Annotated in this window: 25 protein-coding genes and 1 riboswitch; of the genes, 10 read left to right on the plus strand and 15 right to left on the minus strand. The window is 66.3% G+C overall.

Features of this window, described 5'->3' with window-relative positions; all coding sequences use genetic code 11:
- Positions 1–27: 27 nt before the first annotated feature.
- The 5 genes from DFR67_RS12160 to DFR67_RS12180 all read right to left on the minus strand — a co-directional run bounded on the left by DFR67_RS12160 (position 28) and on the right by DFR67_RS12180 (position 3,371).
- Positions 28–636 carry a transglycosylase family protein gene (locus tag DFR67_RS12160; protein WP_110469781.1) on the minus strand — a complete coding sequence of 203 codons (609 nt, stop codon included), beginning with the start codon at positions 634–636 and terminating at the stop codon, positions 28–30.
- A 6-nt stretch (positions 637–642) separates the two neighbouring features.
- Positions 643–832, minus strand: a riboswitch (cyclic di-AMP (ydaO/yuaA leader).
- Between the two features lie 310 nt (positions 833–1,142).
- Positions 1,143–1,391 (minus strand): MoaD/ThiS family protein, encoded by a 249-nt coding sequence (locus tag DFR67_RS12165; protein ID WP_110469782.1) that lies wholly within the window; start codon positions 1,389–1,391, stop codon positions 1,143–1,145.
- 1 nt (position 1,392) lies between these two features.
- Entirely contained in the window at positions 1,393–2,415 is a 1,023-nt protein-coding gene (moaA, locus tag DFR67_RS12170; RefSeq protein ID WP_245937909.1) for a GTP 3',8-cyclase MoaA, read from the minus strand.
- Positions 2,416–2,584: 169 nt separating this feature from the next.
- Entirely contained in the window at positions 2,585–3,112 is a 528-nt protein-coding gene (locus DFR67_RS12175; protein WP_110469783.1) for a flavin reductase family protein, read from the minus strand.
- Positions 3,113–3,125: 13 nt separating this feature from the next.
- Positions 3,126–3,371, minus strand: coding sequence for a hypothetical protein (locus DFR67_RS12180; RefSeq protein WP_110469784.1), 246 nt, complete (start codon positions 3,369–3,371; stop codon positions 3,126–3,128).
- 155 nt (positions 3,372–3,526) lie between these two features.
- On the opposite strand from DFR67_RS12180, the gene DFR67_RS12185 reads away from it, so the two are divergent.
- Complete coding sequence (locus DFR67_RS12185) at positions 3,527–3,943, plus strand: cold-shock protein (RefSeq protein ID WP_084893485.1); 417 nt, start codon at positions 3,527–3,529, stop codon at positions 3,941–3,943.
- A gap of 88 nt (positions 3,944–4,031) precedes the next feature.
- On the opposite strand, the gene DFR67_RS12190 is transcribed toward DFR67_RS12185, so the two are convergent.
- Positions 4,032–4,565, minus strand: a complete 534-nt coding sequence (locus tag DFR67_RS12190) for a DUF2771 family protein (protein ID WP_110469785.1) — start codon at positions 4,563–4,565, stop codon at positions 4,032–4,034.
- A complete protein-coding gene (locus tag DFR67_RS12195; protein ID WP_245937902.1) occupies positions 4,562–6,373 on the minus strand; it encodes an MFS transporter in 1,812 nt (603 codons plus the stop codon). The genes DFR67_RS12190 and DFR67_RS12195 overlap by 4 nt, the downstream gene beginning before the upstream one ends.
- A 246-nt stretch (positions 6,374–6,619) precedes the next feature.
- Between DFR67_RS12195 and DFR67_RS12200 the strand changes: the two genes are divergently transcribed.
- From DFR67_RS12200 to DFR67_RS12210, 3 genes are read left to right on the plus strand one after another with little or no spacing between them, the layout of a single operon-like run.
- On the plus strand, positions 6,620–7,411 hold the full coding sequence (locus tag DFR67_RS12200) for a DUF3027 domain-containing protein (protein ID WP_425451270.1): 792 nt from the start codon (positions 6,620–6,622) through the stop codon (positions 7,409–7,411).
- Between the two features lie 5 nt (positions 7,412–7,416).
- Entirely contained in the window at positions 7,417–10,140 is a 2,724-nt protein-coding gene (locus DFR67_RS12205; protein WP_211325022.1) for a sacsin N-terminal ATP-binding-like domain-containing protein, read from the plus strand.
- On the plus strand, positions 10,124–10,789 hold the full coding sequence (locus tag DFR67_RS12210; RefSeq protein ID WP_245937910.1) for a phosphatase PAP2 family protein: 666 nt from the start codon (positions 10,124–10,126) through the stop codon (positions 10,787–10,789). The genes DFR67_RS12205 and DFR67_RS12210 overlap by 17 nt, the downstream gene beginning before the upstream one ends.
- On the opposite strand, the gene DFR67_RS12215 is transcribed toward DFR67_RS12210, so the two are convergent.
- Positions 10,677–10,919, minus strand: coding sequence for a DUF2530 domain-containing protein (locus DFR67_RS12215; RefSeq protein ID WP_110469787.1), 243 nt, complete (start codon positions 10,917–10,919; stop codon positions 10,677–10,679). The genes DFR67_RS12210 and DFR67_RS12215 overlap by 113 nt on opposite strands.
- A gap of 224 nt (positions 10,920–11,143) precedes the next feature.
- Between DFR67_RS12215 and DFR67_RS12220 the strand changes: the two genes are divergently transcribed.
- Positions 11,144–11,575 carry an Rv0880 family HTH-type transcriptional regulator gene (locus DFR67_RS12220; protein WP_245937903.1) on the plus strand — a complete coding sequence of 144 codons (432 nt, stop codon included), beginning with the start codon at positions 11,144–11,146 and terminating at the stop codon, positions 11,573–11,575.
- Positions 11,576–11,780: 205 nt separating this feature from the next.
- Here the strand turns inward: DFR67_RS12220 and DFR67_RS12225 are convergent, their stop codons facing one another.
- Positions 11,781–13,007, minus strand: coding sequence for a GNAT family N-acetyltransferase (locus DFR67_RS12225; RefSeq protein ID WP_110469789.1), 1,227 nt, complete (start codon positions 13,005–13,007; stop codon positions 11,781–11,783).
- A gap of 74 nt (positions 13,008–13,081) precedes the next feature.
- On the opposite strand from DFR67_RS12225, the gene DFR67_RS12230 reads away from it, so the two are divergent.
- The gene (locus DFR67_RS12230; protein ID WP_110469885.1) at positions 13,082–13,918 is read left to right on the plus strand and encodes a TrmH family RNA methyltransferase; all 837 of its coding nucleotides are present in this window, start codon (positions 13,082–13,084) and stop codon (positions 13,916–13,918) included.
- On the opposite strand, the gene DFR67_RS12235 is transcribed toward DFR67_RS12230, so the two are convergent.
- From DFR67_RS12235 to DFR67_RS12250, 4 genes are all read right to left on the minus strand, one after another.
- Positions 13,915–14,682, minus strand: a complete 768-nt coding sequence (locus tag DFR67_RS12235; protein ID WP_110469790.1) for a DUF6928 family protein — start codon at positions 14,680–14,682, stop codon at positions 13,915–13,917. The two genes, DFR67_RS12230 and DFR67_RS12235, sit on opposite strands and share 4 nt — an antisense overlap.
- 76 nt (positions 14,683–14,758) lie before the next feature.
- A complete protein-coding gene (gene sepH / locus DFR67_RS12240) occupies positions 14,759–15,778 on the minus strand; it encodes a septation protein SepH (RefSeq protein ID WP_110469886.1) in 1,020 nt (339 codons plus the stop codon).
- 146 nt (positions 15,779–15,924) lie between these two features.
- Positions 15,925–17,058, minus strand: coding sequence for a phosphoserine transaminase (gene serC, locus DFR67_RS12245; RefSeq protein ID WP_110469791.1), 1,134 nt, complete (start codon positions 17,056–17,058; stop codon positions 15,925–15,927).
- Positions 17,059–17,181: 123 nt separating this feature from the next.
- Complete coding sequence (locus DFR67_RS12250) at positions 17,182–18,309, minus strand: citrate synthase 2 (RefSeq protein ID WP_110469792.1); 1,128 nt, start codon at positions 18,307–18,309, stop codon at positions 17,182–17,184.
- Between the two features lie 128 nt (positions 18,310–18,437).
- Here DFR67_RS12250 and pdxH point away from each other — a divergent pair, with 128 nt between their 5' ends.
- Positions 18,438–19,115 carry a pyridoxamine 5'-phosphate oxidase gene (pdxH, locus tag DFR67_RS12255; protein ID WP_110469793.1) on the plus strand — a complete coding sequence of 226 codons (678 nt, stop codon included), beginning with the start codon at positions 18,438–18,440 and terminating at the stop codon, positions 19,113–19,115.
- Entirely contained in the window at positions 19,116–20,384 is a 1,269-nt protein-coding gene (locus DFR67_RS12260) for an MFS transporter (protein WP_110469794.1), read from the plus strand.
- A 67-nt stretch (positions 20,385–20,451) separates the two neighbouring features.
- Here DFR67_RS12260 and DFR67_RS12265 read toward each other — a convergent pair whose 3' ends face one another.
- Positions 20,452–21,789, minus strand: a complete 1,338-nt coding sequence (locus DFR67_RS12265) for an ABC1 kinase family protein (RefSeq protein WP_110469795.1) — start codon at positions 21,787–21,789, stop codon at positions 20,452–20,454.
- 248 nt (positions 21,790–22,037) lie between these two features.
- Entirely contained in the window at positions 22,038–23,057 is a 1,020-nt protein-coding gene (locus DFR67_RS12270) for an oxygenase MpaB family protein (RefSeq protein WP_110469887.1), read from the minus strand.
- A gap of 300 nt (positions 23,058–23,357) precedes the next feature.
- Between DFR67_RS12270 and DFR67_RS12275 the strand changes: the two genes are divergently transcribed.
- Positions 23,358–24,326: an aldose 1-epimerase family protein gene (locus DFR67_RS12275; protein WP_110469796.1), complete on the plus strand. Its 969-nt coding sequence runs from the start codon at positions 23,358–23,360 to the stop codon at positions 24,324–24,326.
- Complete coding sequence (locus DFR67_RS12280) at positions 24,323–25,243, plus strand: carbohydrate kinase family protein (protein ID WP_110469797.1); 921 nt, start codon at positions 24,323–24,325, stop codon at positions 25,241–25,243. The genes DFR67_RS12275 and DFR67_RS12280 overlap by 4 nt, the downstream gene beginning before the upstream one ends.
- The last annotated feature ends 107 nt before the right edge of the window (positions 25,244–25,350 follow it).

A 25,350-nucleotide genomic window follows, 5' to 3' on the forward strand; every position in this document is an offset into this window, starting at 1 on the left:
CGAGGCCCTTCGTCTGGGTCTCCGAGATCAGGAGAGGGGCAGAACGTCCTTGTACTGGTTGAAGAAGGCGATCTGGCCGGCATCGAGATCGCCGGCAGCGTTGGCCTGATCGATCAGGGCCTGGATGGCCGGATCGGTGATGGCGGCCTTGAGCTGGTTCGCGATCTCATCGGTCTGGGCTGCGAGGTCCGGGAGCTGGACCGGCGGCAGGGCCGGGATCTCGAGGCTGGGGGCAGCCTCGGGAGCAGGCGCGCTGCGCTCGGTGGCGCCGCTGAGGCCGGTGCCACAGGTGGGCCATGCGCCCTTGCCCTGGCCGGCGAGCACGCGCTCGGCAACGACGATCTGCTCTTCACGGGTGGCCTGATCGGCGGATGGGGCGAACTCGCTGCCGCCGTGGCCGGCCCAGGTGCTCGGGGCGAACTGCAGTCCACCCTGGTAGCCGTTGCCGGTGTTGATGGCCCAGTTGCCGCCGGATTCACACGCGGCGACGGTGTCCCACTCGGCGTCGGTGGCTGCACCGGCGTTGCCGCCGCCTGCGAAGGCGAGGCCCGCGCCGCCGCCGATGACGGCAGAGGTGATGGCGATCTTGGCAAAGGTGCGACCGGTGCTGGTCGACTGACGATGACGTCCTGACATGATTTTGCTTCCTCTCTCCACGCGCCTACGAAGTCAGCTGTCGGGTTCGAGCGAGAGGTTGCTCGGTTCCAGTGGAACTACACCCCAAGGACTCCGTCGGATCGAAAGCGTGATGCTCTTCGTTCGTCGGCAGCCCGGTGATCTCCAGGAGATGTATGGGTCCCCCGTCCTCGTCCCTGAATAGCGTTTGTTGTGTTCTCGGTTCGCGGGACGAGGTTGGGCGCGGCGAGCCGGGAATATTCAATTGCGTTGCGGTCGATCAGATCAACCGAGTCAGACGGTACGTGTTAATTCGGGTCGACACACATCTTTCAAAGGCGAGGTGTTTGACGTGTCGGGAGGCCATTTCGCGTTCATTTCGCATTCGCGCTGCTCATCGCTATGACTGTCGTCCCGTGTCCGTACCGTGACCGTAACGTTATGTGATCAAGGTCACTGTGTCATCCGAAGGAATGAGGCGACGTAGAAGGCCGATCTATCCGATCGATGACCGCCCGTACGTGGCGTCAGCCGCCCGCGAAGGGCGGCAGGACGTCCACGGTGTCGCCGTTCGACAGCACGCGAGAGCGGTCCCGGACCGCGATCGACTCATGCAGATATGAGCATCGGTTCAGCACGTTGGCCAACTCTGGATTCTGTTGACCCAACACATTTTCCAGATCAGCAAGTGTGGCTTTGTCAGTGAGTTTCACCACACTCTGGTCGGTACCCGCAGCAGCTTGCGCCGCGGCGAAGAAGCGTACGCAGATTTCCACCTCAGCCACCGATCGCCGACATGGGCCGGGAGGGCTGCAAGAAGCCTGGTTCGTTCACGCCATGGCCGGGAAGTTTGCCCCAGGTGGACTCTCGCCAGCGCAACGCGATTTCTTCGTCTGAAGACGAAGTTGACTTGAGCAAATCGGCCAAATTGGTCTCGTTGGTCGCGAAGAGGCAATTGCGTAGCTGCCCGTCGGCGGTCAGACGGGTGCGGTCGCAGTCACCGCAGAACGGCCGCGTGACCGACGCGATGACCCCGACGCGCGCCGGTCCGCCGTCGGCGCCGAGGTACCCGGCGACGGTCCACCTCTGCGCCGGTGCGGCACCCCGAGGTGCCGAATCGGGCTGCAGGTCGAACTCGCGTTGCAGCCGCTCCAGAATCTGGTCCGCGGTGATCATGGTGGTGCGCGACCAGTGGTGCTCGGCATCGAGGGGCATCTGCTCGATGATGCGGAGCTCATAGCCTCGGTCCAGGCACATCCGGAGCAACGCGGCGGCGTCGTCGAGGCCGTGCTCGGTGTCGAGCACGGCGTTGACCTTCACCGGTAGCAGGCCGGCGGCCGCCGCGGCGTCCAGTCCGGCGAGGACGTCGGGGAGTCGGTCACGGCGCGTGATGGCGGCGAATCTGGCCGCGTCGACGGTGTCGAGCGAGACGTTCACCCGGTTCAAGCCGGCTTCGGCCAAGCGCGCGGCCTGGTGACGCAGACCCAGACCGTTGGTGGTGAGCGCGATCTCGGGGCGTGGGTCGAGGGCGGCCACGGCCTCGATGATCTCGGGCAGGTCTTTGCGCAGGAGCGGTTCGCCGCCGGTGAAACGAACGGCTTCGACGCCGAGATGACGTACGCCGATCGATACCGCCCTGACGATCTCCGCCGCGGTCAGCACCTTGTCCCGCGCGAGCCAATCGAGGCCCTCGGCGGGCATGCAATAGGTGCAGCGCAAGTTGCATCGGTCCGTCACCGAGACGCGCAGATCACGCACTGCACGCCCGAAGGTGTCGACCATGGGCCCGCTGGTGGGCATGGCGGCGTCGCGCAGAACGGCCTTTTGGGCGGACAGGCCGCTCGGCATGCCGAGAGCGATGACAGTCACAGGTCCCAGCCTACGGTTCGAGCCTGCGCAGGGTCGGGCCGACGGGGGCGTCGGCCCAGGCGATATCCGCAGATACGAACCCCTGGACCGTGAAACACCGCTACTGCGGAGTCGTTGCCTTTTTGCGCTCCAGGGCGCGGAAGGTGCTGGCGTGGAATACCAGCGGTTCCTGCACCGGGTCGGCGCGTAGAGCGTTCACCTTGAGCAGCACCAGGCTGTGGTCGCCTGCAGGGATCTCGTTGTAGATGGTGCAGGACAGTTGCGCCACAGCGCCGCCGATGAACAGTGCGCCGTCTGCGGTGGTCTCCAGATCCAAACCGGTGAAGCGGCGGTCGGCGGCACCGGCGAGCTGTTTGCACTCGGCGTCCTGGTCGTGGGCGAACACCGACACCCCGAGCACCGGTGCGATACGGAGTTTGGGCCACGTGGTCGACTCGTTCTGCACGCACAGAGACACCAGCGGAGGGTCGAGTGAGACCGTCGCGAACGAGCTGGCGGCCAGGCCGATCGATTGGTCGCCGGCCTGATGGCAGACCGCCACCACACCGGTCGGGAAACAGCTGTAGGCACGCCGCAGGGCCGATCCATCGCTGGTCGGGCTCAGGGCTCCGTCGATTGGTGTCGTCATGTCACCGTTCAGCCTAGTTCGCTGGAGTTCCGGGGTCGGTTCGAGCGGCGTCCGCGCGCTGCCGTCGGCCTGATCGCAGGGCAAAAATCAGGCCGCACAAAAATCCGAGCGGCGCGCACATCGTCAACAGATAGACGAACAAGGGGGCCGTCTCACCCGTGATCGGTGGCGTGAGGAACAGCGCGAACAGTGCGACGAGACCGATCGCGAAGAGGCCCAGTGCCACCCGCAGGAGCAAGCTGCCTTCGGCTTTGCGCATGTGGTCAACGGTAGTGCAGTCCGGCGAGCCCGGGAAAACCCGTGTGCTGCGCGCCGGGGCCAGGGGCTAGACTGGCTCAAACGCGTCTGGCTGGACCTACCGTCACAGCGGGCGCTTTCGTTTTGTGTAGACACGAGCAGATGAGGGTGAGCGCAGTGCCCAGCGGCAAGGTGAAGTGGTACGACGCGGAGAAGGGCTTCGGCTTTCTCTCGCAAGATGAGGGCGAAGACGTCTATGTGCGTTCGTCCGCGCTCCCCGATGGCATCGAGGCTCTCAAGCCCGGCCAGAAGGTCGAGTTCGGGATGGCTGCGGGACGTCGCGGCCCGCAGGCGTTGTCGGTGAAGGTGCTCGATCCTGCCCCGAGCGTCGCGAAGAACACCCGTGAGGCAGCTCGCAAGGATCAGCCGAAGAAGCACACGACCGACGAACTGCACGGCATGATCGCCGACCTGGTGACGCTGCTCGAAGGCAAGGTGCAGCCGGACCTGCGCAAGGGACGGTATCCCGATCGCAAGACGGCCCAGATGATCTCCGAGGTCGTTCGGGCCGTCGCCCGCGAGCTGGAGAACTAGCCCCGACCTCCCGATCTTGGTGGGTTCTGGCGAGCGTTTCCCCTGGTCACGCGCGCCACAACCCACCATTTTCGGTAGGTCCGGGGGGTTACTGAACCGGCGCGGGCACCTCGACACCGTCCGGAAGGGTGTCGATACCCCAGATTCCGCGGGGGACGAAGCCGAACTCGTCCTCGACCTGAGACGGTTGCTTGATCTCGACGGCCGCCAGGATCCTGTCGCGGGACGAGTGGAGCGTGATCGTCCGTGCCGAATCGCTGGGGTAGAAGACCTCGTCGCCGATGTCCGAGCCCTCCGCGGTGAGGTACTGCACCACCAGGGTCCAGGGGCCGACCGCCAGCTCCGCCGACAGCGACAACATCAAGGTGTCTCCGACCTTCACCGGGACCCGCACCGGTGGATCGAGATCCTCTTGGTTGCAGGACTTGAGGTCGATGCTGCAGTACTTGAGCGGCTCGACCCGCACGAGCTTGTCGCCGCTGGCCACCTGTACATAGGGGGTGTCGTCGGCCTCGTGTCCGGACGCCAGCACCGCCACCGAACCGGCGACGACGGCGACGAAGAGGACAGCGACGATCGAGAAGATGGCGAAGAATTTCTTTTCGCCGGAGGACAATCTCATGCGCCGTGTGCACCTTTGTTCCAGGCCTCGCGGGTCGCGGGATCGACGTGGATCGCACCGGTCGGCATTGTCATATCTGGTCGTTTACCACCGAAGCCGGGGACGAGTGTCGTCCCGCGGTTGGTGGCGAAGGTCTGGATGAATCCGAGTGCCAGCAGTCCGGCGACCACGCCGAAACCGATGGTGAGGTTGGGCGGCAACAGGACTCCGAGAGATGCGCCGAACACCCAGCTCATCTGCAACACGGTTTCGGAGCGGCCGAAGGCAGAGGCCCGGGACTCGTCGGGTAGGTCGTCCTGGATCGAGGAGTCGAGGCATACCTTGCCGATGGCGCTGGTGCCCGAGGCGATCAGCGCCGCGATGGCGATCAGGAGCAGGTTGCTGATGATGGCGGCCACGGCAGCGACGACCATGCAGGCGCCGGTGACCATCACGATGATGTTCTGCGGGTTCTTCAGCTCGAGGCGGGTGCCGGTCGCGTTGCCGACGAAGTTGCCGATCCCGGCCGCGGCGCCGACGGCGCCGAGCATCGCGACCTGTGCCCAGCCACTGCCCCCGCCCTGCTGCGACTTGGCGTAGAAGGCGATGAACAGTGTCAGGAATCCGGTGAGGATGCGGATGGTGCCGTTGCCCCACAGGCCCACCAGGACGTTGCGGCCCAACGGTTGACGCATGCTGGCCGCGAGCGCCTTGACCGGAGACTGTTTCTCACCGGGCGGTTCGGTGGCCGCGGGAGGGGAATCGGTCCGGTACAGGGGGTCTCGGGCGGGTTCGCCGTGGTAGGTGAGTGTGGTCGGGACCTCACCGGCAGTGACCTCCACCCACGACGGGATCCGCATGCACAGGACGGCGCCGACGACGGTGATGATGGCCAACCACACCATCGCTCCCGGAAGATGCAGCGGCAGCACCTTGCCGAGGAGGACCTCACACAGCGCTGCGACGCCGCCGCCGATGATGGTTCCGCCGACCAGCCCGAAGGTGGTCAGCCGAGAGTTCACCCGCACCAGGTCGATGGACGGGGGTAGTACGCGGGGCGTGACAGCCGATTTCAGGACACCAAAGGACTTGGACAACACCAACATTCCGAGTGCGCACGGGTAGAGGACCCAGGGGTCGTACGTCAGCTGCCCGGCTGCGGCGTCCCACCCGCAGTTGGCCATGATCAACACGGCCAGAAGCGTGCGTCCGACGAACGTCCCGGCCATCGCGATGCGCCTGCCCCGCTGCAACTTGTCGAGCATCGGCCCGATCAGCGGCGCGATGATCGCGAACGGTGCGATGGTCAGCAGGAGATAGAGCCCCACCTTGCCCTTGGACTCGGCGCTCGCGGCTGCGAAGAACAGGGTGTTCGCCAAGGCGATGGTCATGGCGGCGTCGACCGCGAAGTTGACCACGGTCGGATAGGTCAGTGCCGTCAGACCCGAGCGATCAGCACCATCGGCCGTGGCGGCCTGGTGGATCTTGCCGATGCCCTTGGACGTCAATTCGCGCCCGCGCAGTGCGGCCACCCGGGTGACCGTGAGCTTGCGGGGCATCGCTCGCTGCTTGTCGTCGCGGTGGTAGTCGGTCTCGTCGAGCGGCGGCAGGTGGTGATTGTGTGACGTCTGCTGCCGGGTGTCGTGGCGAGTCTGTGCGCCTGGTGGGGGATAGGCCGCGGTCGGTGGGTTGCCCGGCGGGGGGCCCGCCGGAGGCGGTCCCTGTGGTGCGGCCGGAGGTGGTCCCGGTGGTCGCTGCCGGGGCGCTGGTGGGCCCTGTGGTGATGGTGGGCCCTGCCGCGGTGGCCTGGGGCCCGGAGTGCTGTCCACCGGGTAGTTCGCCGCTCCTGGGTGCGCCGCCGGCGCGGGCCGGGGAGGCTGCCGCGGGTCCTGGCGCGTGGGTTCGTTGCGGGGAGAACCGGAAGGCTCTCGCGCGACTCTGCCCCGGTCCGAGGAGGTCGCACGAGGATCGCGTGGTGCATTTCCTCGGTTCACTTCCACGATTGTTCCCTATCTCCGGTAACCCGACCAACCCTCGGGCGCCTGCGGCGAGTTGCGATACGGCACACTGGAGGTGTGAACGCGGTAACCGAGCAGGCAGACACAGCAACTGATCATGAGCAGGCGGATCAGCAGCGCGTGGAAACGTTGCTGGCGGGGGCCGTCTCGCAGGCGCGTGAGGCCATCGACGCCGGCGACGACGAGGTCGGCGAACACCTCGACGCGGTGACCGAGGCGAGCTATACCGTCACCCATTACTTCGCCGCCGACGTCCCCGGCTACCGGGGATGGCAGTGGTGCGTCGTGCTCGCGGGCTGCCCGGACAGCGACGACGTGACCGTGAACGAGATCGCACTGCTCCCCGGCTCGCAGGCTTTGACTGCGCCTGATTGGGTGCCGTGGGCCGAGCGGCTCAAACCGGGTGATCTCCATCCCGGCGACCTGCTCGCCAGCCCGCCTGACGACCCTCGCCTGGAACCGGGTTACGTCGACAACGGCGATGTCGATCCCGTCGACCCGGCAACGCAGGTCGTCGCCGAACTGGGTCTGGGCCGCGACCGGCTGATGACCCGTGAGGCCCGCCTCGACACCGCGCAACGGTGGACCGAAGGCGAATACGGCCCGGACTCGCCGATGGCGCAAGGTGCTCGGCACAACTGTGTCAGCTGCGGTTTCTACATCCCGATCGTCGGCGCCCTGCGCGCGGCCTTCGGCGTCTGTGCCAACGAGTACTCCGCGGACGGACGGGTGGTGCACGCCGATCACGGGTGCGGTGCCCACACCGACGTCAAGGCGCCGACGGGTGCCGGGAGTCCGGCATACGACGCCTACGACGATGGTGCGGTCGAAATCCACGCCAACTCCTGACGTCCTTGCCTACATCGGGGCCGGATCCGTTTGGGATCAATGAGATCCGCGATTCGACCTTGCAATCCTGGCTCACCTCGCCGACGCGGTTGCGCGAAGACGTCGCTGCCGAATCGGATCTCGTAGGCGTCGGGTACCGGGACCGGCTGCTCACCGAGCTGGTGGCCAATGCCGCTGACGCCGCAACTGCTGCCGGGATCGTCGGCGTGGTGAAGGTGTGGCTCGACGGTCCGGATCTGCACATCGCGAACACAGGCGCACCCCTCGACGCGGGCGGGGCCGCGGCGCTGACCGCATTGCGTTCGTCGAACAAGACCGGCTCCGGCCTGGTGGGGCGTTTCGGGGTCGGGTTCACCGCGGTCGCCGCGGTCACCCATCACGTCCAGATCCGTTCGCGCAGTGGATCGATCGAGTTCTCTGCCGAACGCACCCGCAGTGAACTGCAGGCGCATGGCATCGAGACCGACGTGGTCCCGACCCTGCGCCTCGCCTGGCCGATCGATGCCGGGCCCGCGGCGGGTTTCGACACCGAGGTGGTGCTGCGCCTGGATCCCCACGTCGAGGTCGAGACCATGATGGAGGGGTTCGGTACCGAAGCGGTCGAGTTGTTGCTGGAGTTGCCTGCGGTCGACACGATCGTGATCGACGGCCACACCCATGTCCGTGAGCGCGCCGGCGACATCGTCGCGGTGGGGCCCGACAGGTGGCTGGAGTTCTCGGCGCCTCATGCGCGGTGGTTGCTGCCCATGACCGGTGACTGGTTGGTGGCCCGCCGCCGCGACGTGCTGCGCGCCCCGACGCGAACCGACGTCGAGCTCACCGTTCCCGCGATCTGTGTCGCGGACGTGCAGCTGACCGCAGACCGCCGCGGACTGCATCCAGACGCCGACATCGCCACTGCTGCAGTCGGATACGCGGATTTCGCCGCGTCCCTGCCCACCGACCAGCGGACGATTCTGGTCCCGGAGCCAGGGTTCGCGGCAAGCCGCACCGACGAGCGCCTGCGCAGCGCCCTGCTCGATGAGTTGTCCACTCGCCCTTGGCTCCCCGGCGCAGGCGGTGACGATCTGATCCCCGAGCGCGCAGAGGTGCTGGTCGACCTGACCGCAGGTCTGGCGCATCTTCTCGGCGAGATCATCACCACGCTGGTCCACCCCGAGCAGTCTGACCGCGGAAGCCTCACCCGGTTGCGCTCGGTGGGGGTCACGGAGATCGGCCTGGCAGAGATCGCCTCGCGCCTCACCGGGATCGAACGCGAACCCCGTTGGTGGGGAGAGCTGTACGCCGAACTGTCGGTGGTGGCCCAGGGGCAGGTCGATGAACTCGGTGCACTGCCGGTGCCGCTGACCGACGGCCGGACCATGCCCGGCGCACGGGGCACGGTGCTACCGCCGCCGCAGTCCGCCGAGTCCGGCACCGACGTCGTCGCGCCGTCGTGGCTGCCCACCGTGCACCCGGAAGCGGCGCATGAACTCCTCGAACGTCTCGGTGCCCGCCGGCTGTCGGTGTCCGAGATGCTGTCCGATCCGGCTCTGCGCGGCGAGGTCGAATCCGACCCGGAAGGTGACGACCTGGCCCGTAGCGTGCTGGGTCTGCTCCGCACGGCACCGGACGCATCGGTACCGGCCTGGCTGGGGCAGATGTTGCTGCCCACCGCTGACGGCGACGAACGTCCGGCGGACGAACTGTTGCTACCGGACAGTCCGCTGGCATCGGTGCTGGTCGACGATTCACCGTTCGGCGTCGTGGACCCGGAATGGGTACGCCGGTATGGCGCAGATGCCTTCCGCGCGCTCGGAGTGGGGTGGGGGTTCACCGTCACCCGCGAGGAATATCCGACCGGTCCCGACCACGATCTTCCCGATGAGGCGACGTGGTGGGACACCGTAGGCGATCCGCCGCAGACCTTTTCGGCGGTTCGCGACCTCGACCTCGTCCACCCGGACCGGTGGCCGCAGGCGCTGAGCCTGCTCGTCGAATCTCCGGACACTGCAGCGTTGCTGACCGATCGCGGCGGCTACACCGCGTGGTGGCTTCGGCACTACGCGGAGATCGGTGCTGCGCCGCTGGGTCACTGGCGCGCGCCGAGTGACCAGACGATGGCCGGTGTGCTGGATCCGCTTGATCATCCGCACGCCGATGAGTTGTCCGGAGCCCTCGGCACCGCTGACATCGAGGACACCGATCAGGCACTGATGGTTCTGACGCACCTGGCCGATGTGCACCGATCGATCAGCCCGTCGGTGGCCGCGATCGCTCACACCGCCCTCGCCACCGCGCTTCGGGACGGACGTATCGACCTCGCGCGGGTCGAGCCCCCGACCGGTCTGCGTACCCTGGCGGGATCGGTCGCCGACGACGCGGTGGTATTGGATGTGCCCTGGCTCGCGGCCGCGCTCGACCCCACCGACGTGGTCGTACTGGCGCCGCCCGGCTTCGGACTGGCCGCGCAACTGGCCGATCTACTGGACATCCCGACGGCGACCGAGGAGTACTCGGGTGGTCCCACGGAGCCGGGTGAGGCGTCGACGTGGCAGGCGCACCCGCGGGCACTGCGATCGGCGCTGATCCAGGACCGGGCCCTGCCCACCGGTCCCATCCGCGTCCACGAGGCGCTGACGGTCGAACTGCGGCGCGGCGACGAGCGCAGCGAGCACCGGGTGCCCTGGTGGCGTGATGAGCACGGGATGGTCCACGTGGATGCGGGGTTCGATGTCCTCGGTGGCTGAAGTCGTCGAAACCGACGAGGTGTTCGGTCCTGACCAGGCGGTCCTGGATTGGATGGTCGATCACCGGACCGATTTCTGGAACTGGGTGATGAAGGCGATCACGACTCTGGGCAACACCGGAGTGCTCACGGCGATCGCCGTTGTCGCCGCGGTGATCCTCGCCGGCAACCGGCAGTGGCGCCCGGCGTTGTTGGTCTCGATCGGCTCGTTGGTGGGGTCGATCATCATGTTCGGGCTCAAACAGCTCATCGAACGACCGAGGCCGCCGATCCCGGAGCGGATGGTGGAACTGTCGAGCTACTCGTTCCCGTCGGGGCACGCGATGTCGTCGACCGTGGTCTATGGCCTCATCGCGGTGTCGGCGTATTGGTGCAGCGCGTGGGTACGCGCTCATCGTTGGGTGTTGATCACCGCGCCGTTGCTGGCGCTCGCTATCGGCTTCTCCCGGGTTTATCTGGGCGCACACTGGATGACCGATGTGCTGGCCGGGTGGGCTTTCGGGGCGATCTATCTCGCGGTGGTCGCGTTTCTCGTGCTCAGGACAGACCCTGCTGGGCCGCCCGGCTCCCGCGGCGGACAGCCCACTTCTGCAGGGCCACCACGAAGCAGCCGAACAGACCCACCCCGAGGCCGACCAGACAGATCGTGAGGGTGTTGTCGGTCCCGACGCCCCAGCCCGCGACAACGATCGTGGCGACGAGCCATCCCAGCATGCCGACGACTATGACCGGCTCGGGGGCGGTCAACCTGTGCGGCAGTTCGGGTATGTGGGCGGCCATGATGATCAGCCTAATTCGACGAGCCGAAACGGCCCTCCCGCGGCCCCCGCAAGTACACCATTTCGGAAAAAGTGAACATACTTTTAGAGGCAAAGAATCGGGTGTGTGCAGGCACAGGAATGAGCACCTCCGGCATTAAGTTAACGAAGACTCGCTAGTGGGCCGAACAAATGAAGATCGCCGGTTTGGCATGTATTTGCCGCAAGCTGACTTATCCTGGCTGCGTGGACCAGAATGACGAGAAGCTCGCGAGTGACTTGGCGTTAGCCGTGGTCCGATTGACGAGGCATCTGCGAGGTCGCAGAAATGCGTCGCCGGTGTCGCTCACGCAGCTGTCCGCGTTGTCGACGCTGCGACGAGAGGGGCCGATGACCCCGGGAGCCATCGCCGCCCGGGAACGCGTCCAACCCCCGTCGATGACCAGGGTGATCGCGTCGCTGGCCGACCTCGGATTGGTGAAACGGGATCCGCACCCCACCGACGGCAGGCAGGTGATCGTCACCCTGTCGCCAGCGGGCGACGCGGTGGTCGTCGACGAGGCCAACGCCCGCGAAGAATGGCTCCGCGCTCAGCTCAAACGCCTCGATGACGACCAGCTCGCCACCCTGCGCAGCGCCGTCGGCATCATCGAGTCGATAGTCGCCGAAAGCGACTGAGTCTTTTGGGAATGCCCGCGATGGCGAGTCAGGCACACTCAACGGAAGCCGTTTACGTGAGGTGAGCAAGGCAAACTCGCACCGCTTGCCTGCGGACCCGCGTTGTTTGGACTAAGGATGAGCGAGCGAAGCGATGCGAAGACGAGGGAAAACGACGCGTTGAGGGCCGCGGGCCCGCGAGCGAAGCGAGCCAAGAACACAGGAGCTAGAAGAACGTTCCGGCGTGCGGTTTCTTGTCCGTGCTGAACGCCTGGTCGATCGCGTGCAAGGTGGGCGCATCGACCGTCCACAGACGCTCCGCCGCCGCAAAATCGACTGCGCGGTACCCACCCAGGTACAGACTGCCCAGCACGGAGATGTCCATCCGGACCGTCGGGTCGGCCTCGGTGACCGCCACGGTGGCCCGGCTGTCGGTGATCGAGACAGCGAACCTGCCGCCGGACTCGCGGTAGCCGTCGGAGACCTCGAGGACGAACTGGGTGTCGTGACCGTACTCGCGCAAGGCCAGGGCCTTCTCGACGTCGAGGATTCGTAGCCACATGCTGTCGCGGATACCGGTCACCGCCGGTGCCCGCAGATCCGTCAGCTTCAGGGGCAGCGGGTCGTCGACCGGTGTGGTGGCGGTGATGGCCGGGATGAGATCGAGTCCGACGAGAACCCGCCACAGGTCTGTATGCGCCTCGTCGGTGATCGCGAAGATCTCGTAAACCTCTGCAATGGAGGTGCTTTCGGTTTCATGATGGATCCGGTAGCTCGCGTACCCGTCAGCATGCAGCAGGTAGTGCAGACCGCTGCGACCATTCCTCAGCATGGGCCGGTCGGCGAAGATCATGTTCCACCACACCGGAGCTCGCATGATTGCCCCGGGCCTGGTCGAGACCCACCGGTTGTGCAGCTCCGGAACGCGCTCACGAATCTGGTCGGGATCGCCGAATCTCACGCGGGAATCGGCAGGCGCCTTGGCGCGAAAGACGGCGCGACGCAGGTCAACTCGGACCGAATGCTCGAACGCCGCCGGGCCGTAGCCGAAGCGTTCGTAGATGGTGCCCTCGGAAGCGGTGAGGATGGAGAAGACGGACTCTTCCCGTTTCCACTGTTCGAAGAGTTCGGTGATCATCATCCGGAGGATGCCGCGCCTGCGATGGGTGGACGCGACGGACACCCAGGACAGGCCGGGCAGGTTCGCGCGGTGTCCGCCGGGTACCGACATCACCATGCGGTAGAACATCGCGATGCCGACGAGTACCGGTCGGTCGGGGTCCACGTTGTCGTGAACAACCACCACGTCGCCGTCGTCGACCTTGGAGCGGATGTCGGCCAGCGCCTCGTCGTCGAGGGGTTCGATGAAGGCAAACGCCCGGGCGTCGGCTGTGGCGATGTCCTGCCAGTCCGAATCGATTGCGCGACGAAGAGTCAGGTTGCCGTTGCTCACCCATCCAACTTGTCATACCGGGCGTCGGGCAGACTAGCCGGATGCCCGGATCGCACCCTTCCCGTGCCGACGCCCTGCCCGATCTCGCGGTGACCGTGGTCGACATCGACGACCCCGGTGACCCGCGGGTGGACGACTTCCGCGATCTCAACTCGGTCGACCGGCGTCCTGATCTGCCGATCCTGCCTGGCGGTAGCCCCGGAAAGGGGTTGGTGATCGCCGAGGGCGTGCTGGTGGCCGAGCGGATGGTCGCCTCCCGTTTCACCACCCACGCGTTTCTCGGCGTCGACAAGCGGCTCCGTGAGCTCGCTCCCACTCTCACCGACGCATCGGTCTCGGGAGTCCCGTTTTATCGTGCGAGCGCCGCGGTGATGGCCGAGATCGTCGGTTTCCATCTCAATCGCGGCGTGCTGGCGGTGGCTCGCCGGCCGGTCCCGCTCGGTGTCGCGGAGGTGATCGAGACGGCACGGACGGTTGCGGTGCTCGAAGGCGTCAACGACCACGAGAACATCGGCAGTATCTTCCGTAACGCCGCCGGTCTGGGTGTCGACGCGGTGATCTTCGGCGGCGCATGTGCCGATCCGCTGTACCGGCGGTCGGTGCGCGTGTCGATGGGTCACGCCTTGCTCGTCCCGTTCGCGCACGCCGCGAACTGGCCGTCAGATCTGGACATCCTGCGCGAGAAGGACTTCCGCATCATCTCGATGACACCGGATGCTGCCGCGATTCCGTTGTCCGAGGCGGTGGACGCCGAGCGGGTGGCGTTCATGGTGGGAGCAGAGGGGCCCGGCCTGTCCGAGACCGCAATGCGTGCAGGAGATGTGCGGGCGCGGATCCCGATGGCCCGGGGCACCGATTCACTCAACGTGGCGACCGCGGCCGCACTGGCTTTCTACGAACGAGCGCGTTAGTTCTTGTGACCGAATCCGAACCAGCGAGCAACACGACCGGGCGTGCTGGGCGCCGGCGCCTGCGCCGTGGTGGCGTCGCCGGTTGGCGTGTTCGGCGTGTTCGAGGTCGAAAGTCCTAGTTCCACATCTGCTTCCGTCGGCTGGTAGCCCTTCGGCCGAATCGCGAACCCCGAGACTGTGATGGTGGCCGGGTCGGTGTCAGAGTCTTCGAGCGGCGTCGTGAAGCGGAATCCCAGCCACTCGCGGATCGCCTGTTCGGCGAACTCCTGCGGATGGAATGGCAGGGCCTGCGGATCGGGTTGTGCGCCATCGGCATACACCAGTGGATGTTCGCCCGACCAGAACGGACCCTCGAATACGAAGGGCAGTCCGTTGTTCTCGAAGATGTCGACGGGGTTCGCCGAGAACGACCGGCGCAACTCGCCGGCGTCCCAGCGGGCGAAGGCGCCGAGCGAGGTCTCCGGGTCGGTGTGGAGCACGATCGTCGAATCCGACGGCAAGGCGGCGATCCAGGACTGCGGCAATGTCGACGGCGTCGTCGAGGCCAGAACCGGACTGGTCACCACCGTCAGTGCACCGTACGTACCGACGAAGAGCTGGTCGGTGTCGGGATCGGCGGCGGCCGCCAGCGTGGTTTCGCCGATCGGTACCGCGGTCAGATCCGGGGTGAGTGCGGCCGCGATCGCACCGGCCGTCGCCGGGTCATGGCGTAGGCCCTGCCGGATCTCCGCTGCCGGATCGCTGGAATTGACGAACCAGAGCATGGATGCTGCTTTCGCTGCCAACTCAAGCCTTTCGTATGGTTCGACCGGTTTTGCGTACCGATCAACTTAGCCTGTGTCAGGTGTTCCCACTGCTGCGGACCCCGAGAAGTACGTCCTCCCACGCCGGGACGGACGGTTTCCGGTTGCCACGACCGCGTTTGCGGGAGGGCGGTGACTTCTCGTCGTGGACAGACTCGTCGTCGGTATCGTCCACCGGCACCGACTCCTCAGCGGATTCCACCTCCGCCGCCACCTCGGGCTCGGGTGGTGCCGGGCGAGGAGCAGGCCGCGGCGCGGTACGCCTGGCCTGGGCATCGGTCACCGAATCGGCATCGACGGTCACGGCCTCGGTGCCGTCTGACTTCAGAGTCAGTCGGGCCGAGCGTGAGACAGGGGAGATCGGAGCCACCTGGGAGGCCTGCGGAGGGGTGTAGTCGAACGCCAACTCAGGATGCTCGGAGTCGTCGTCCTCGATCGCCACCGGTGCGACCGGCTGTACACTGCGCAACGGCCTGCTGATATCCGGGTCGATGAGCTCGTCGGCGACTTCGTCGATCGCCTCGACGGTGCCGGAGTTGGACCCGGGTACATAACGCCAGTGCGCCCGGTTCACCGACCGGCCGACGCGCCAGCTGACCTGGACCACCCAGCGGTTGTCCTCGGCCTTCCACGCATCCCAGTCGGTGTCGTCGGGATTGTGTCCACGTGCCCCGAGTGCCGCGGAGACGACCTCGGACAGCGTCGACAGTGCTGGACCGTCGTAGCGCAGGGGGTGGGCCGCAGCGGCGAGTTCGGCGGCACGGGCACGTTCGAGCAACACGGGGTGGGCGAAACGCTCGACCCGGTCGATACCGACACCGGCTGCCGCGGCGACCTGGGCAACCGAGGCTCCCGCCCGGATACGTGACTGGATCTCGCGCGGCCGCAACGTGCTTTCCATTTCGATCTCTATCTGACCCATGCGTGTCAGGTCGCCGCGGGCAGCGGCGCGCAATGTGTCGTCAGCAGGGATACGGAACTTCTCGCCCGACTCGGTGTCCTGACAGATCACCTTTTTGCCGTCCGGCTCCAGGCCGATGACTCGAAGCTCACGCATCTGCTCCTCCTTCACGTCTCGGAGCCAGCCTCTACACTTGCGTCGGTCTGCATTAGCGTCAGCGTAATGCAGTGTTGTGAATTCGCCTGCCGTGACACGCGGAAAAATGCCAGCTCAGCAGGGGTGTTCTCCGGCCCGATCGGCGACTAGAGCGCCCCCACCACGTAGTCGATGCTCGCGGTGAGCTTGCTGATGTCATCGGGTTCTATGGCCGGGAACATGCCGATCCGCAGCTGGTTCCGGCCGAGTTTGCGGTAGGGCTCGGTATCGACTACTCCGTTGGCGCGCAACACCTTCGCGACCGCTGCGGCATCCACGTCGTCGTTGAAGTCGATGGTTCCGACCACCTGGCTCCGGTACGCGGGGTCGGCGACGAACGGTGTCGCGTACTCACTCTTCTCGGCCCAGGTGTACAGCCGCGAGCTGCTGTCGGCGGTGCGCGAGGTGCACCAGTCGAGTCCGCCCTGGCCGTTCATCCATTCGAGCTGGTTGGCGAGCAGCAGCAGAGATGCGACGGCCGGGGTGTTGTACGTCTGGTTCTTGCTGCTGTTGTCGACCGCAGTGGGCAGCGAGAGGAACTCGGGGCACCAACGATCGGACTTGCCGATGGTGTCGATGCGCTCGAGCGCGGCCGGGCTCATGAGGGCGATCCACAGGCCACCGTCGGAGGCGAAGCTCTTCTGCGGTGCGAAGTAGTAGACGTCGGCGTCGGCGACGTTGACCGGCAGGCCACCCGCTCCTGAGGTCGCGTCGATGGCGATGAGCGCGTCACCTGCCAGATCAGGCCTGCTCACGGGGACGGCCACGCCAGTCGACGTCTCGTTGTGGGCCCAGCCCACGAGGTCGACACCATCGAACTGTTCTGCGCCGATGGTCGACACCGACGGTGCGGTGCCGGGCTCGGTGGAGATCACCACGGGATCGTCGAGGAAGGGGGCGTTCTTGGCGACGGTGGCGAACTTGTTCGAGAACTCGCCGTAGGTGAGATTGAGCGAACGCTTCGAGATGAGACCGAATGCGGCGGCGTCCCAGAACGCGGTGGTGCCCCCGTTGGAGAGAACCACCTCGTAGCCGTCGGGGAGGGAGAACAGGTCGGCCAGACCGCTGCGGATGGCTCCGACGACATTCTTGACGGGTGCCTGCCGGTGGCTGGTGCCGAAGACCGAGGCGCCGGTGTCCACCAACGACTGCAGTTGCTCGGGGCGGACTTTCGAGGGGCCACAACCAAACCGGCCGTCGGAGGGCAGAAGGTCGGCCGGAATGGTTATCGATTCACTCATGGGTTCAGTCTAGAGACCGCGCGTGAGCGCCCTGACCACCCCCGGACTCTCCCGATGATGGGTCCTTACGGCGAACAAAACGCCAGGTGAGCGCCGCCACAACGACCCATCATCGGGGAGGGGCTACTTCGGGGCGATGGCGTCCCAGCCCTCGACGTCTTCGGGGCGACGGGGAGCTGCGCCCACGTACAGCGCCGCGGGACGGACCAGTTTGCCCAGTCGCTTCTGCTCCATGATGTGCGCGCACCAACCGGCGGTCCGGCCACAGGTGAACATCGCGGGCATCATGTGTGGCGGCACCTCGGCGAAGTCGAGGATGACCGCGGCCCAGAACTCGACGTTGGTCTCGATCGCGCGGTCCGGGCGACGCTCGCGCAGTTCGGTCAGCGCGGCCTGCTCGAGAGCGGCGGCGACCTCGTAGCGCGGTGCGTTCAGTTCCTGGGCGGTGCGGCGCAGAACCCGGGCGCGGGGATCCTCGGCGCGGTAGACGCGGTGCCCGAAGCCCATGAGCTTTTCCTTGCGGTCGAGGATGCCCTTGACCAGCGCTCGGGCGTCGCCCGTCTTCTCGACTTCTTCGATCATCGGGAGCACCCGGGCCGGGGCGCCGCCGTGCAGCGGTCCCGACATCGCGCCGATCGCTCCCGACAGCGACGCGGCGACGTCGGCGCCGGTGGAGGCGATGACGCGGGCGGTGAAGGTGGACGCATTCATGCCGTGTTCGGCGGCACTGACCCAGTAGGCATCGATGGCGCGGATGTGCGCCGGGTCGGGCTCGCCCTTCCAGCGGGTCATGAAACGAGCTGTGACCGTGTCGCATTCGTCGATGACCGCTTGCGGAACCGCGGGGCGGTGGATGCCCCGCGCCGACTGGGCGACGTAGGACAGGGCCATCACCGAGGCGCGCGCGAGGTTGTTGCGGGCGGTGGTGTCGTCGATGTCCAGGAGCGGCTGATAGCCCCAGATCGGGGCGAGCATCGCCAGTCCGGCCTGCACGTCGACGCGCACGTCACCGGTGTGGATGGGCAGCGGGAACGGCTCGGCCGGTGGCAGCCCGTCGCCGAACTTGCCGTCGACGAGCAGCGCCCACACATCGGAGAACGTGACCTGATTCTCGACGAGGTCTTCGATGTCGACGCCCCGGTAACGGAGGTTGCCGCCGTTCTTGTCCGGTTCGGCGATCTGGGTCGTGAAGGCGGTGACACCCTCGAGGCCCTCCACGAAACCTTCGGGTATTTCCACGTTGACTGCCATCGAACCGGACTCCTCATGCCATGTGCGCCATTGCCGTACTGGTTAGGACTGTAGTGGGCCGAAGAGATCCCGGTTACCCGGGAGTAGCGTTATTTGCCGTGGGTAGCGAACCAATTGATTTGGCGAACATGCGGGTGGCGTATTCCAGTTCGGGCGGGGACGACGCCGCGGGCAAGGACGGCGTGAAAGGCAACCTCGATCCGAGCTGGCTCGCCGGCGATCCGCCCTGGACTGCGCTGTTTTCGCAGTGGCTCACCGAGGCGATCGATGCAGGCGTTGCCGAGCCCAACGCGATGGTGCTCGGCACCGTCGATGCCCATGGTCATCCGTCGACCCGAACGGTGCTGTGCAAGGGTGCGGATTCCGGCGGCATCGTGTTCTTCACCGGTTATGACTCCGACAAAGGCAATCACCTCGCCGCGGTCCCTTATGCGTCGGTGACGTTTCCGTGGATTGCGATGGAACGGCAGGTGCATTTCCGCGGTGCCGTCGAAATGATCCCGGCTGAGCAGACCGAGAATTACTGGGTCAAGCGCCCGCGTGGATCGCAGCTGAGTGCGTACTCGTCCGAGCAGTCGGCGCCGATCGATTCGCGCCAGGCACTCGAGGAGAAGGCTGCCCGAAGCGCGGCCGAGTTCGGTGGCCCTGAGGGCGAGAAGCCGGTCCCGGTGCCGCCGCGCTGGGGCGGATATCGACTCGTGCCGACCGAGGTGGAGTTCTGGCAGGGCCGGGCCAACCGCTTGCACAACCGTGTTCGGGCCACCCTTGCCGACGGTCGGTGGTCCGCAGTGAGACTGCAACCGTAGGTGGCACGCCGCTTCCTCGCCGACACCACTCCGCTCCAGCAGCCTGATTTCCGGCGCCTGTGGTGGGCGAACATCATCACCGTCATCGGCGCCCAGCTCACGGTCGTCGCTGTCCCCGCGCAGATCTATCAACTCACCGGTAGTTCCGCGTACGTCGGATTGACGGGTCTGTTCGGGCTGGTACCGCTGGTGGTGTTCGGGCTCTGGGGCGGTGCCCTGGCCGACGCGATGGATCGCCGCATCCTGCTCATCATCACGACCATCGGCCTGATCGGCACCAGCGCACTGTTTTTCGTCCAGTCGTTCCTCGGCTTCGGCAATGCCTGGCTGATCCTGTGTCTGTTCGCGGTTCAGCAGGCGTTCTTCGCGGTCAATCAACCGACGAGGACCGCGATCCTGCCCAAGTTGTTGCCTGTTGCGCAGTTACCGGCGGCGAACTCACTCAACATGACGGTGATGCAGGCCGGAGCCATCGCCGGACCGTTGGTCGGCGGTGCGATGATCCCCATCCTCGGGTACTCACTGCTCTACTTCGTCGATGCACTGTTCCTGTTCGCGACGATGTGGGCAGTCATACGGCTGCCGTCGCTGCGACCGGGGGACGGCCTCACGAAGGCGAAGACACCCGGGCTCAAATCCGTGATCGACGGGTTCCGGTACCTGGCCGGGCACAAGGTGTTGATGGCGTCGTTCCTGGTGGACCTCATCGCGATGATCTTCGGTATGCCGCGCGCGTTGTTCCCGCAGATGGCGCACGAGAGTTTCGGCGGCCCCGACGGCGGCGGTGTCGCTTTTGCTCTGTTGTTCTCCGCGATAGCCATCGGGTCGGTGGTCGGCGGGGTCTTCTCCGGGTGGGTGTCTCGCGTCGAACGGCAGGGCCGCGCGGTCATCATCTGCATCCTGATCTGGGGTGTGGCGATCATCGGGGTCGGCGTCAGCGTCGGATTCGCCGGAGGCACAGCGATTCCGATGCTGCCGGTCGCGGTCACCCTGTTGATGATCGGTGGTGCCGCGGACATGGCCTCGGCGGCGTTCCGTCAGTCGATGTTGCAGGCCGCTGCCAGCGACGAGGTGCGTGGCCGACTACAGGGTGTGTTCATCGTCGTGGTGGCGGGCGGTCCGCGGATCGCCGATGTCGCTCACGGCGCGGCGGCAGCGTCGGTCGGTACGGCGGTGGCGACCGCGGGCGGCGGCGTTCTCGTCGTGGTCTTCACCGTCGTCGCGGCTCTGGCGATCCCGGCATTCGTGCGTTACCGCATCACCCGCTGACCGATTTTGGTGGGTTCTGGCGGTCGCGACCTGCGGAAATCCTCGTCGGAACCCACCAATTCCGGGGTTACCGGGCTGCGGCGCGGGCCCGGCTCGAGTCTTTGAGTAGGCCGGCGGTGTAGCCGACGACCATCGGATCCGACATCGCCTTCCACCGTGGGGCCAGCAATTTCATGTACCGCTCGACGTACAGCAACTGCTTGCCGACGAGTACCAGTTCGCGGGGGAGTCGGGCGTCATAGGTCTTGGCCATGTTCGCCAGCTGTCGGCCGAGGTTCGCGTACGACATGTCGCCGAGTTCGGTGCCACCGATCGGAGCGGCCACCCGGCGCAGATCTTTCGCCGTCTCGCGGACGGACCCGGGCTTGTTGAAGGTGCCCAGGGCGGCCAGTGCTTGACCGGCGGCCTCGTAGTCACTGCGCATCATGTTGCCGAGCAGCGAGCGCACGATCATGCGGGTCTCGTCGTCGAAGCGACCGACGATGCCCCAGTCCAGGAACACGATCCGGCCCTGGTCGTCGACCAGCACATTCCCGGCGTGCAGATCACCGTGGAAGATGCCGTCGGTGAACGCGGACTCGAGCAACGACATCAGCAAGGTCTTGACGATCGCGGCGGGATCGTGACCGGCGCGGCGGATCGCTTTGACGTCGTCGATGCGGATGGCATCAACGTACTCGAGCGTGAGTACCTTCTCGGTGGTGTAGTCCCAATAGACCTGGGGGACACGGACCTTGTCAGCGAATCGCGAGCCGGAGATTGCGCTGGTCCACTCCTCCATGGCTGCGGCCTCGGTGCGGAAGTCGAGCTCGGAGTTCAGATTTGCGGTGAAGTCCTCGATCACTGCCTTGGCGCTGAGCATCCGCCCGTACGACGAGAACTCCGCGACCGTGGCCGTGCGCTGCAGGATCTGCAGATCGGCCGCGAGCCTGGATTTGATCCCGGGTCGCTGGATCTTGACGACGACGGACTCGCCGGTCAGCAGGGTGGCGGTGTGCACCTGCGAGATCGACGCCGACGCGATGGGCTCGGGATCGAACTCGGCAAAGATCTCGTCGGGATCGCTGCCGAGTTGTGCGGTCAGCAGTGCCCGGACCTCGGCGGGGTCGGCGGCCGGAACCCGATCGAGGAGCGAGCGGAACTCGTCGGAGAGGACCTTGGGGAACACCCCCGGACTCGACGCGATGAGCTGGCCGAGCTTGACGTAGGTCGGGCCGAGCGCTGCGAAGGTGTTGCGTGTCTCCCCGGCGCCCTTGGACGCCAGGTCGCCTGACCCGGGCACGCGAGCGGCGAAGCGGGCTCCACCGCACACGGCCTGCCAGGCGGTGGCCCCGATGCGGGCCACCTCGGTGGTGAGCGACACCTTCTGCAGGGTCAGCGGTGCTTTCTCGGTCGTGATCGTCATAGGTCCTCCGCATGCGACTTCTCGTCTTGGCCGGCCCTCGTCGGGGCCACAGTTACTCGACTGCCGAAATGCTCCGCGTGAGTTTAGGGCATGAGGCCGATATCGCCAGGTCGATCCGTATCCGCAGGCCGTGGTTGTTACCACGCTGCGTTGTTCTCGTGCCGAAGGTGTGTCGAAATCGCAGGCCAGGATGTTAGCGTGCCACGCCGGAAAAAGCCTGTGTCGTCGCTAACACTTTGAGTGGCCGATCAGTGCGGGACGGGGCATTCCCCGGTCGCGTTGCTTTGCCAGGGGAGGTTCGCCCGGCGGGCTGTGGTGACGGGGCAGTAGTGCACGGACTCACCGCGCACGTCTTCGGGCGGGAGGTTCCGGGTCGGCGTTTCAAGCAAGGGAGCCTCGGTCGGCACCGTGCCGGCGAGCCGATCCCAGGCGTCGCGGCAGCGCGGATGTTTCCGGTAGCGCTCGGGCAGTGTGTGCATGAACGTGTTGACCGCAGCGCCGAATCGGCGGAATCTACGCTCGTCTTTCTCGGACCATTCGAAGCCCATCATCTCGCGCACGGCGGGGTGATACAGCCCCACGGTCAGCCAGGTGAAGAACTTCTCGGTGGGCTTGATCATCACCTTCCAGACGGGCCCGGGCAGTCCCGCAAGCCACGGCGGTGGCGGTAGCTCGGAGATGTCGAGCACGGTGCGCACCGCGGGGTGGTCTTCGAGGACGTTGCGGCACATATGATCCCAATACTCGAGGAATTCCTCGTAGGTGTCGGGACACGGTCTGGTGCTCACCCCGTACATGGAGTACCAGGTCCTGGACTCGGCGAACAGCGCACGCTTCTCGGCTTCGGTGATCGGCGGTCCGAATACTTCGGCGCATCGGATGTTGCCGTACCAGAAGGTGGCGTGCGCCCAGTAGAAGACGTCGGGATCGAGTGCGTGATAGCGGCTGCCGTCGGGCATGGCGCCCTTGATCTCGCGGTGGTAGTCGCGGACCTCGCGGCCGGTATCGGTGGTGCCGTCGAAGACCACCCCGATGATCGGATACAGCGAGCGGTTGAGGCGCTGCCAGCGTTCGCGGAAAAAGTCCGAATGCTCCCAGACCGCGGCACCCAGCTTGGGGTGCATGTTCTGCATCGACCCTGACCACAGGCCGATCAGCATGCCGTGCCATCCGCCGAAGAACTTCCACGTCACCGAGTCGGGACCCAGTGGTGCGGGTTCGGTCGGCTGCGGCTGGGCGATCTGGTCGGGCTCGTGGACGTCGGTCATGGCAGCACCTTCCATCGACAGGCTGTCTGAGACGAAACTCTAGATCCGTCTCAACCCGCTTGTCAACGGTCGTCGGACTCAAGGTGCCGGTGGCCCGACGATCGGAGAGACACAGGCGGGGTCGACCGCTCGGGGGCGGTTGGACCGAACGTCAGAGCATCGCCGGACCGGTGATTTTCGGTCCCCGTGCGTGTGTCCGAGGGGAATGTGCCCTCGGGCGCTCCCCTCGGGGACGAACTTCGCCGCGGCGCCGCGCGTCACGCGAGGTGGCATCGAGACCACGACCGCTAAGCTTCACCCGTGGCCGGTCACAGCATCGAAGCGAATGGATACAGCGCGCAGATCGCAAGTACGGGTGCCGGTCTGAGAGCGGTCCGGTGGGGTGATCAGTTGCTCACCGAGACCTGGGAGATCGAGCCGGGCGTCAAGCCGCCGCTGTCGTGCGGTCTGGTGCTGGCGCCCTGGCCCAACCGCACCGGCGACGGCCGATACACCTACGACGGTCGGTCCTACGAACTGCCGATCACCGAAGCCGCGCGCAACAATGCCAACCACGGTTTCGTCCGGATGGTCGACTGGAATGTGCTCGACACCACCGGGTCCTCCGTCACGCTGGGCGTCGCGGTCGGGCAGCATCCGGGCTGGCCGTTCGATCTGCAGTTGACCGTCACCTACTCGCTGGACGCCGGCGGCCTGACGGTCACCCACACCACCACCAACTCGGGTAAACAGAAGGCGCCGTACGCCTTGGGGCAACACACCTTTGTGCGCCGCGGAGACGTCCCCGCCGACGACTGCACGCTGCAACTGGCGGCTCGCCAGTATCAGCCCCTGGACCCCGAACGTCAGCTGCCTGCCGGTCCGCCGGTCGATGTGGCAGGCACCGACTTCGACTTCTCGACGCCGCAACCGGTTTCGGGTCATTGGCTCGACACCCCGTTCACCGACATGGCGGACGAGGCAGGGTTCATCACCCACCGGCTGATCGGTCCGGACGGCGATGCGACCGAGCTGTGGACCGACCTCAACTTTCCCTGGGTGCAGGCCTTCACCGCCGATCCCGCGCACGATCAGCCCTATCCCGGCCGCGGTCGTGCGGTGGCGATCGAGCCGATGACGGCGCCGCCCAACGCACTCGCGAGCGGCACCGATCTGATCGAACTCGAACCTGGACAGATCTGGACGGGACGCTGGGGACTGCGGTACCGCGCGGCTGTAGACCCTCTGGTGACGACTGGGAGCGACTCCAGTGGAAGGCGTGCCCGGTGAAAGAAATCGTGGTGTGCGGTGAGGGCCTGGTCGACCTGGTGCCCGCCGGCGACGACCCGCTCAGTCCCTTGGTCCCTGCGCTCGGCGGCGGGCCGTTCAACGTGGCCATCACCCTGGGCAGGCTCGGCTCCGCTGTGTCGCTGATCTCGCGACTGTCGGACGACCCGTACGGGGAAGCACTCACGCGTGCGTTGCGGGCGGCAGGAGTGAATCTGTCACTGCTGCAGCGCGGTTCTGAGTCCACCACCCTTGCCTTGACGAGCATCGCCGCGGACGGGTCGGCGCAGTACAGCTTCTACCTCGAGAACACCGCCGACCGACTCGTGGTCGACCCCGGAGAGTTGCCCCGCACGGTCGGGGCACTGGCATTCGGTACATTGTCGATGGTGATCGAACCCGGGGCGAGCGTGTACGAGGCGCTGCTGCACCGCAGTCACGCCGAAGGTCGGTTGACCCTGCTCGACCCGAACATCCGCGCAGGGGTCATCGACGACCCCGATGCGTACCGGACCAGGTTCACTTCCTGGTTGCCCTCCCTGGACATCGTGAAGGTCTCCGACGACGACGCGGAGTGGCTTGCCCTCGGCGGCGGCGCGGGCGGGCCCGAGCAGTGGATCGAGGCCGGGGTCGGCGCCGTGCTGATGACCCGCGGAGGGAGCGGTCTCAGTGTCCTCACCGAGCGGTTCTCGGTCGAGGTCCCGGCGCCGGCGGTGACCGTCGTCGACACCATCGGCGCGGGGGACACGATTTGCGGTGCGCTGCTGCATTGGCTCGATACGCACCGGCTGCTCGAGCCGGCGAAAGTGCGGCAGATGTCGCAAAGTGACTGGTCGGAGGGTTTGACTTTTGCTGCCAAAGCCGCGGCGGTGACCGTCTCGCGGCCCGGAGCGGACCCTCCATGGGCGGGCGAGCTTTAAACCGACTAGGTTGTTAAGCGGGTCGCGCGACCAGTTCGACGACCCCGGAGGTCAAACACCTGCACCGGTTCACGAGACCGGTGCAGCCCGTCGAAAAGGGGAGGACC

Origin of the sequence: Williamsia limnetica, assembly GCF_003217475.1 — a bacterium.
Lineage (GTDB): Bacteria > Actinomycetota > Actinomycetes > Mycobacteriales > Mycobacteriaceae > Williamsia > Williamsia limnetica.

Bases quoted from the DNA above. Each gene is read 5' to 3' on its own strand.
- DFR67_RS12160 (WP_110469781.1), bottom strand. From the start codon at position 636: ATGTCAGGACGTCATCGTCAGTCGACCAGCACCGGTCGCACCTTTGCC.
- moaA (WP_245937909.1), bottom strand. From the start codon at position 2,415: ATGCCCACCAGCGGGCCCATGGTCGACACCTTCGGGCGTGCAGTGCGT.
- DFR67_RS12175 (WP_110469783.1), bottom strand. From the start codon at position 3,112: ATGACGACACCAATCGACGGAGCCCTGAGCCCGACCAGCGATGGATCG.
- DFR67_RS12180 (WP_110469784.1), bottom strand. From the start codon at position 3,371: ATGCGCAAAGCCGAAGGCAGCTTGCTCCTGCGGGTGGCACTGGGCCTC.
- DFR67_RS12190 (WP_110469785.1), bottom strand. From the start codon at position 4,565: ATGAGATTGTCCTCCGGCGAAAAGAAATTCTTCGCCATCTTCTCGATC.
- DFR67_RS12210 (WP_245937910.1), top strand. From the start codon at position 10,124: ATGTCCTCGGTGGCTGAAGTCGTCGAAACCGACGAGGTGTTCGGTCCT.
- DFR67_RS12215 (WP_110469787.1), bottom strand. From the start codon at position 10,919: ATGGCCGCCCACATACCCGAACTGCCGCACAGGTTGACCGCCCCCGAG.
- DFR67_RS12235 (WP_110469790.1), bottom strand. From the start codon at position 14,682: ATGCTCTGGTTCGTCAATTCCAGCGATCCGGCAGCGGAGATCCGGCAG.
- sepH (WP_110469886.1), bottom strand. From the start codon at position 15,778: ATGCGTGAGCTTCGAGTCATCGGCCTGGAGCCGGACGGCAAAAAGGTG.
- serC (WP_110469791.1), bottom strand. From the start codon at position 17,058: ATGAGTGAATCGATAACCATTCCGGCCGACCTTCTGCCCTCCGACGGC.
- DFR67_RS12250 (WP_110469792.1), bottom strand. From the start codon at position 18,309: ATGGCAGTCAACGTGGAAATACCCGAAGGTTTCGTGGAGGGCCTCGAG.
- pdxH (WP_110469793.1), top strand. From the start codon at position 18,438: ATGCGGGTGGCGTATTCCAGTTCGGGCGGGGACGACGCCGCGGGCAAG.
- DFR67_RS12265 (WP_110469795.1), bottom strand. From the start codon at position 21,789: ATGACGATCACGACCGAGAAAGCACCGCTGACCCTGCAGAAGGTGTCG.
- DFR67_RS12270 (WP_110469887.1), bottom strand. From the start codon at position 23,057: ATGACCGACGTCCACGAGCCCGACCAGATCGCCCAGCCGCAGCCGACC.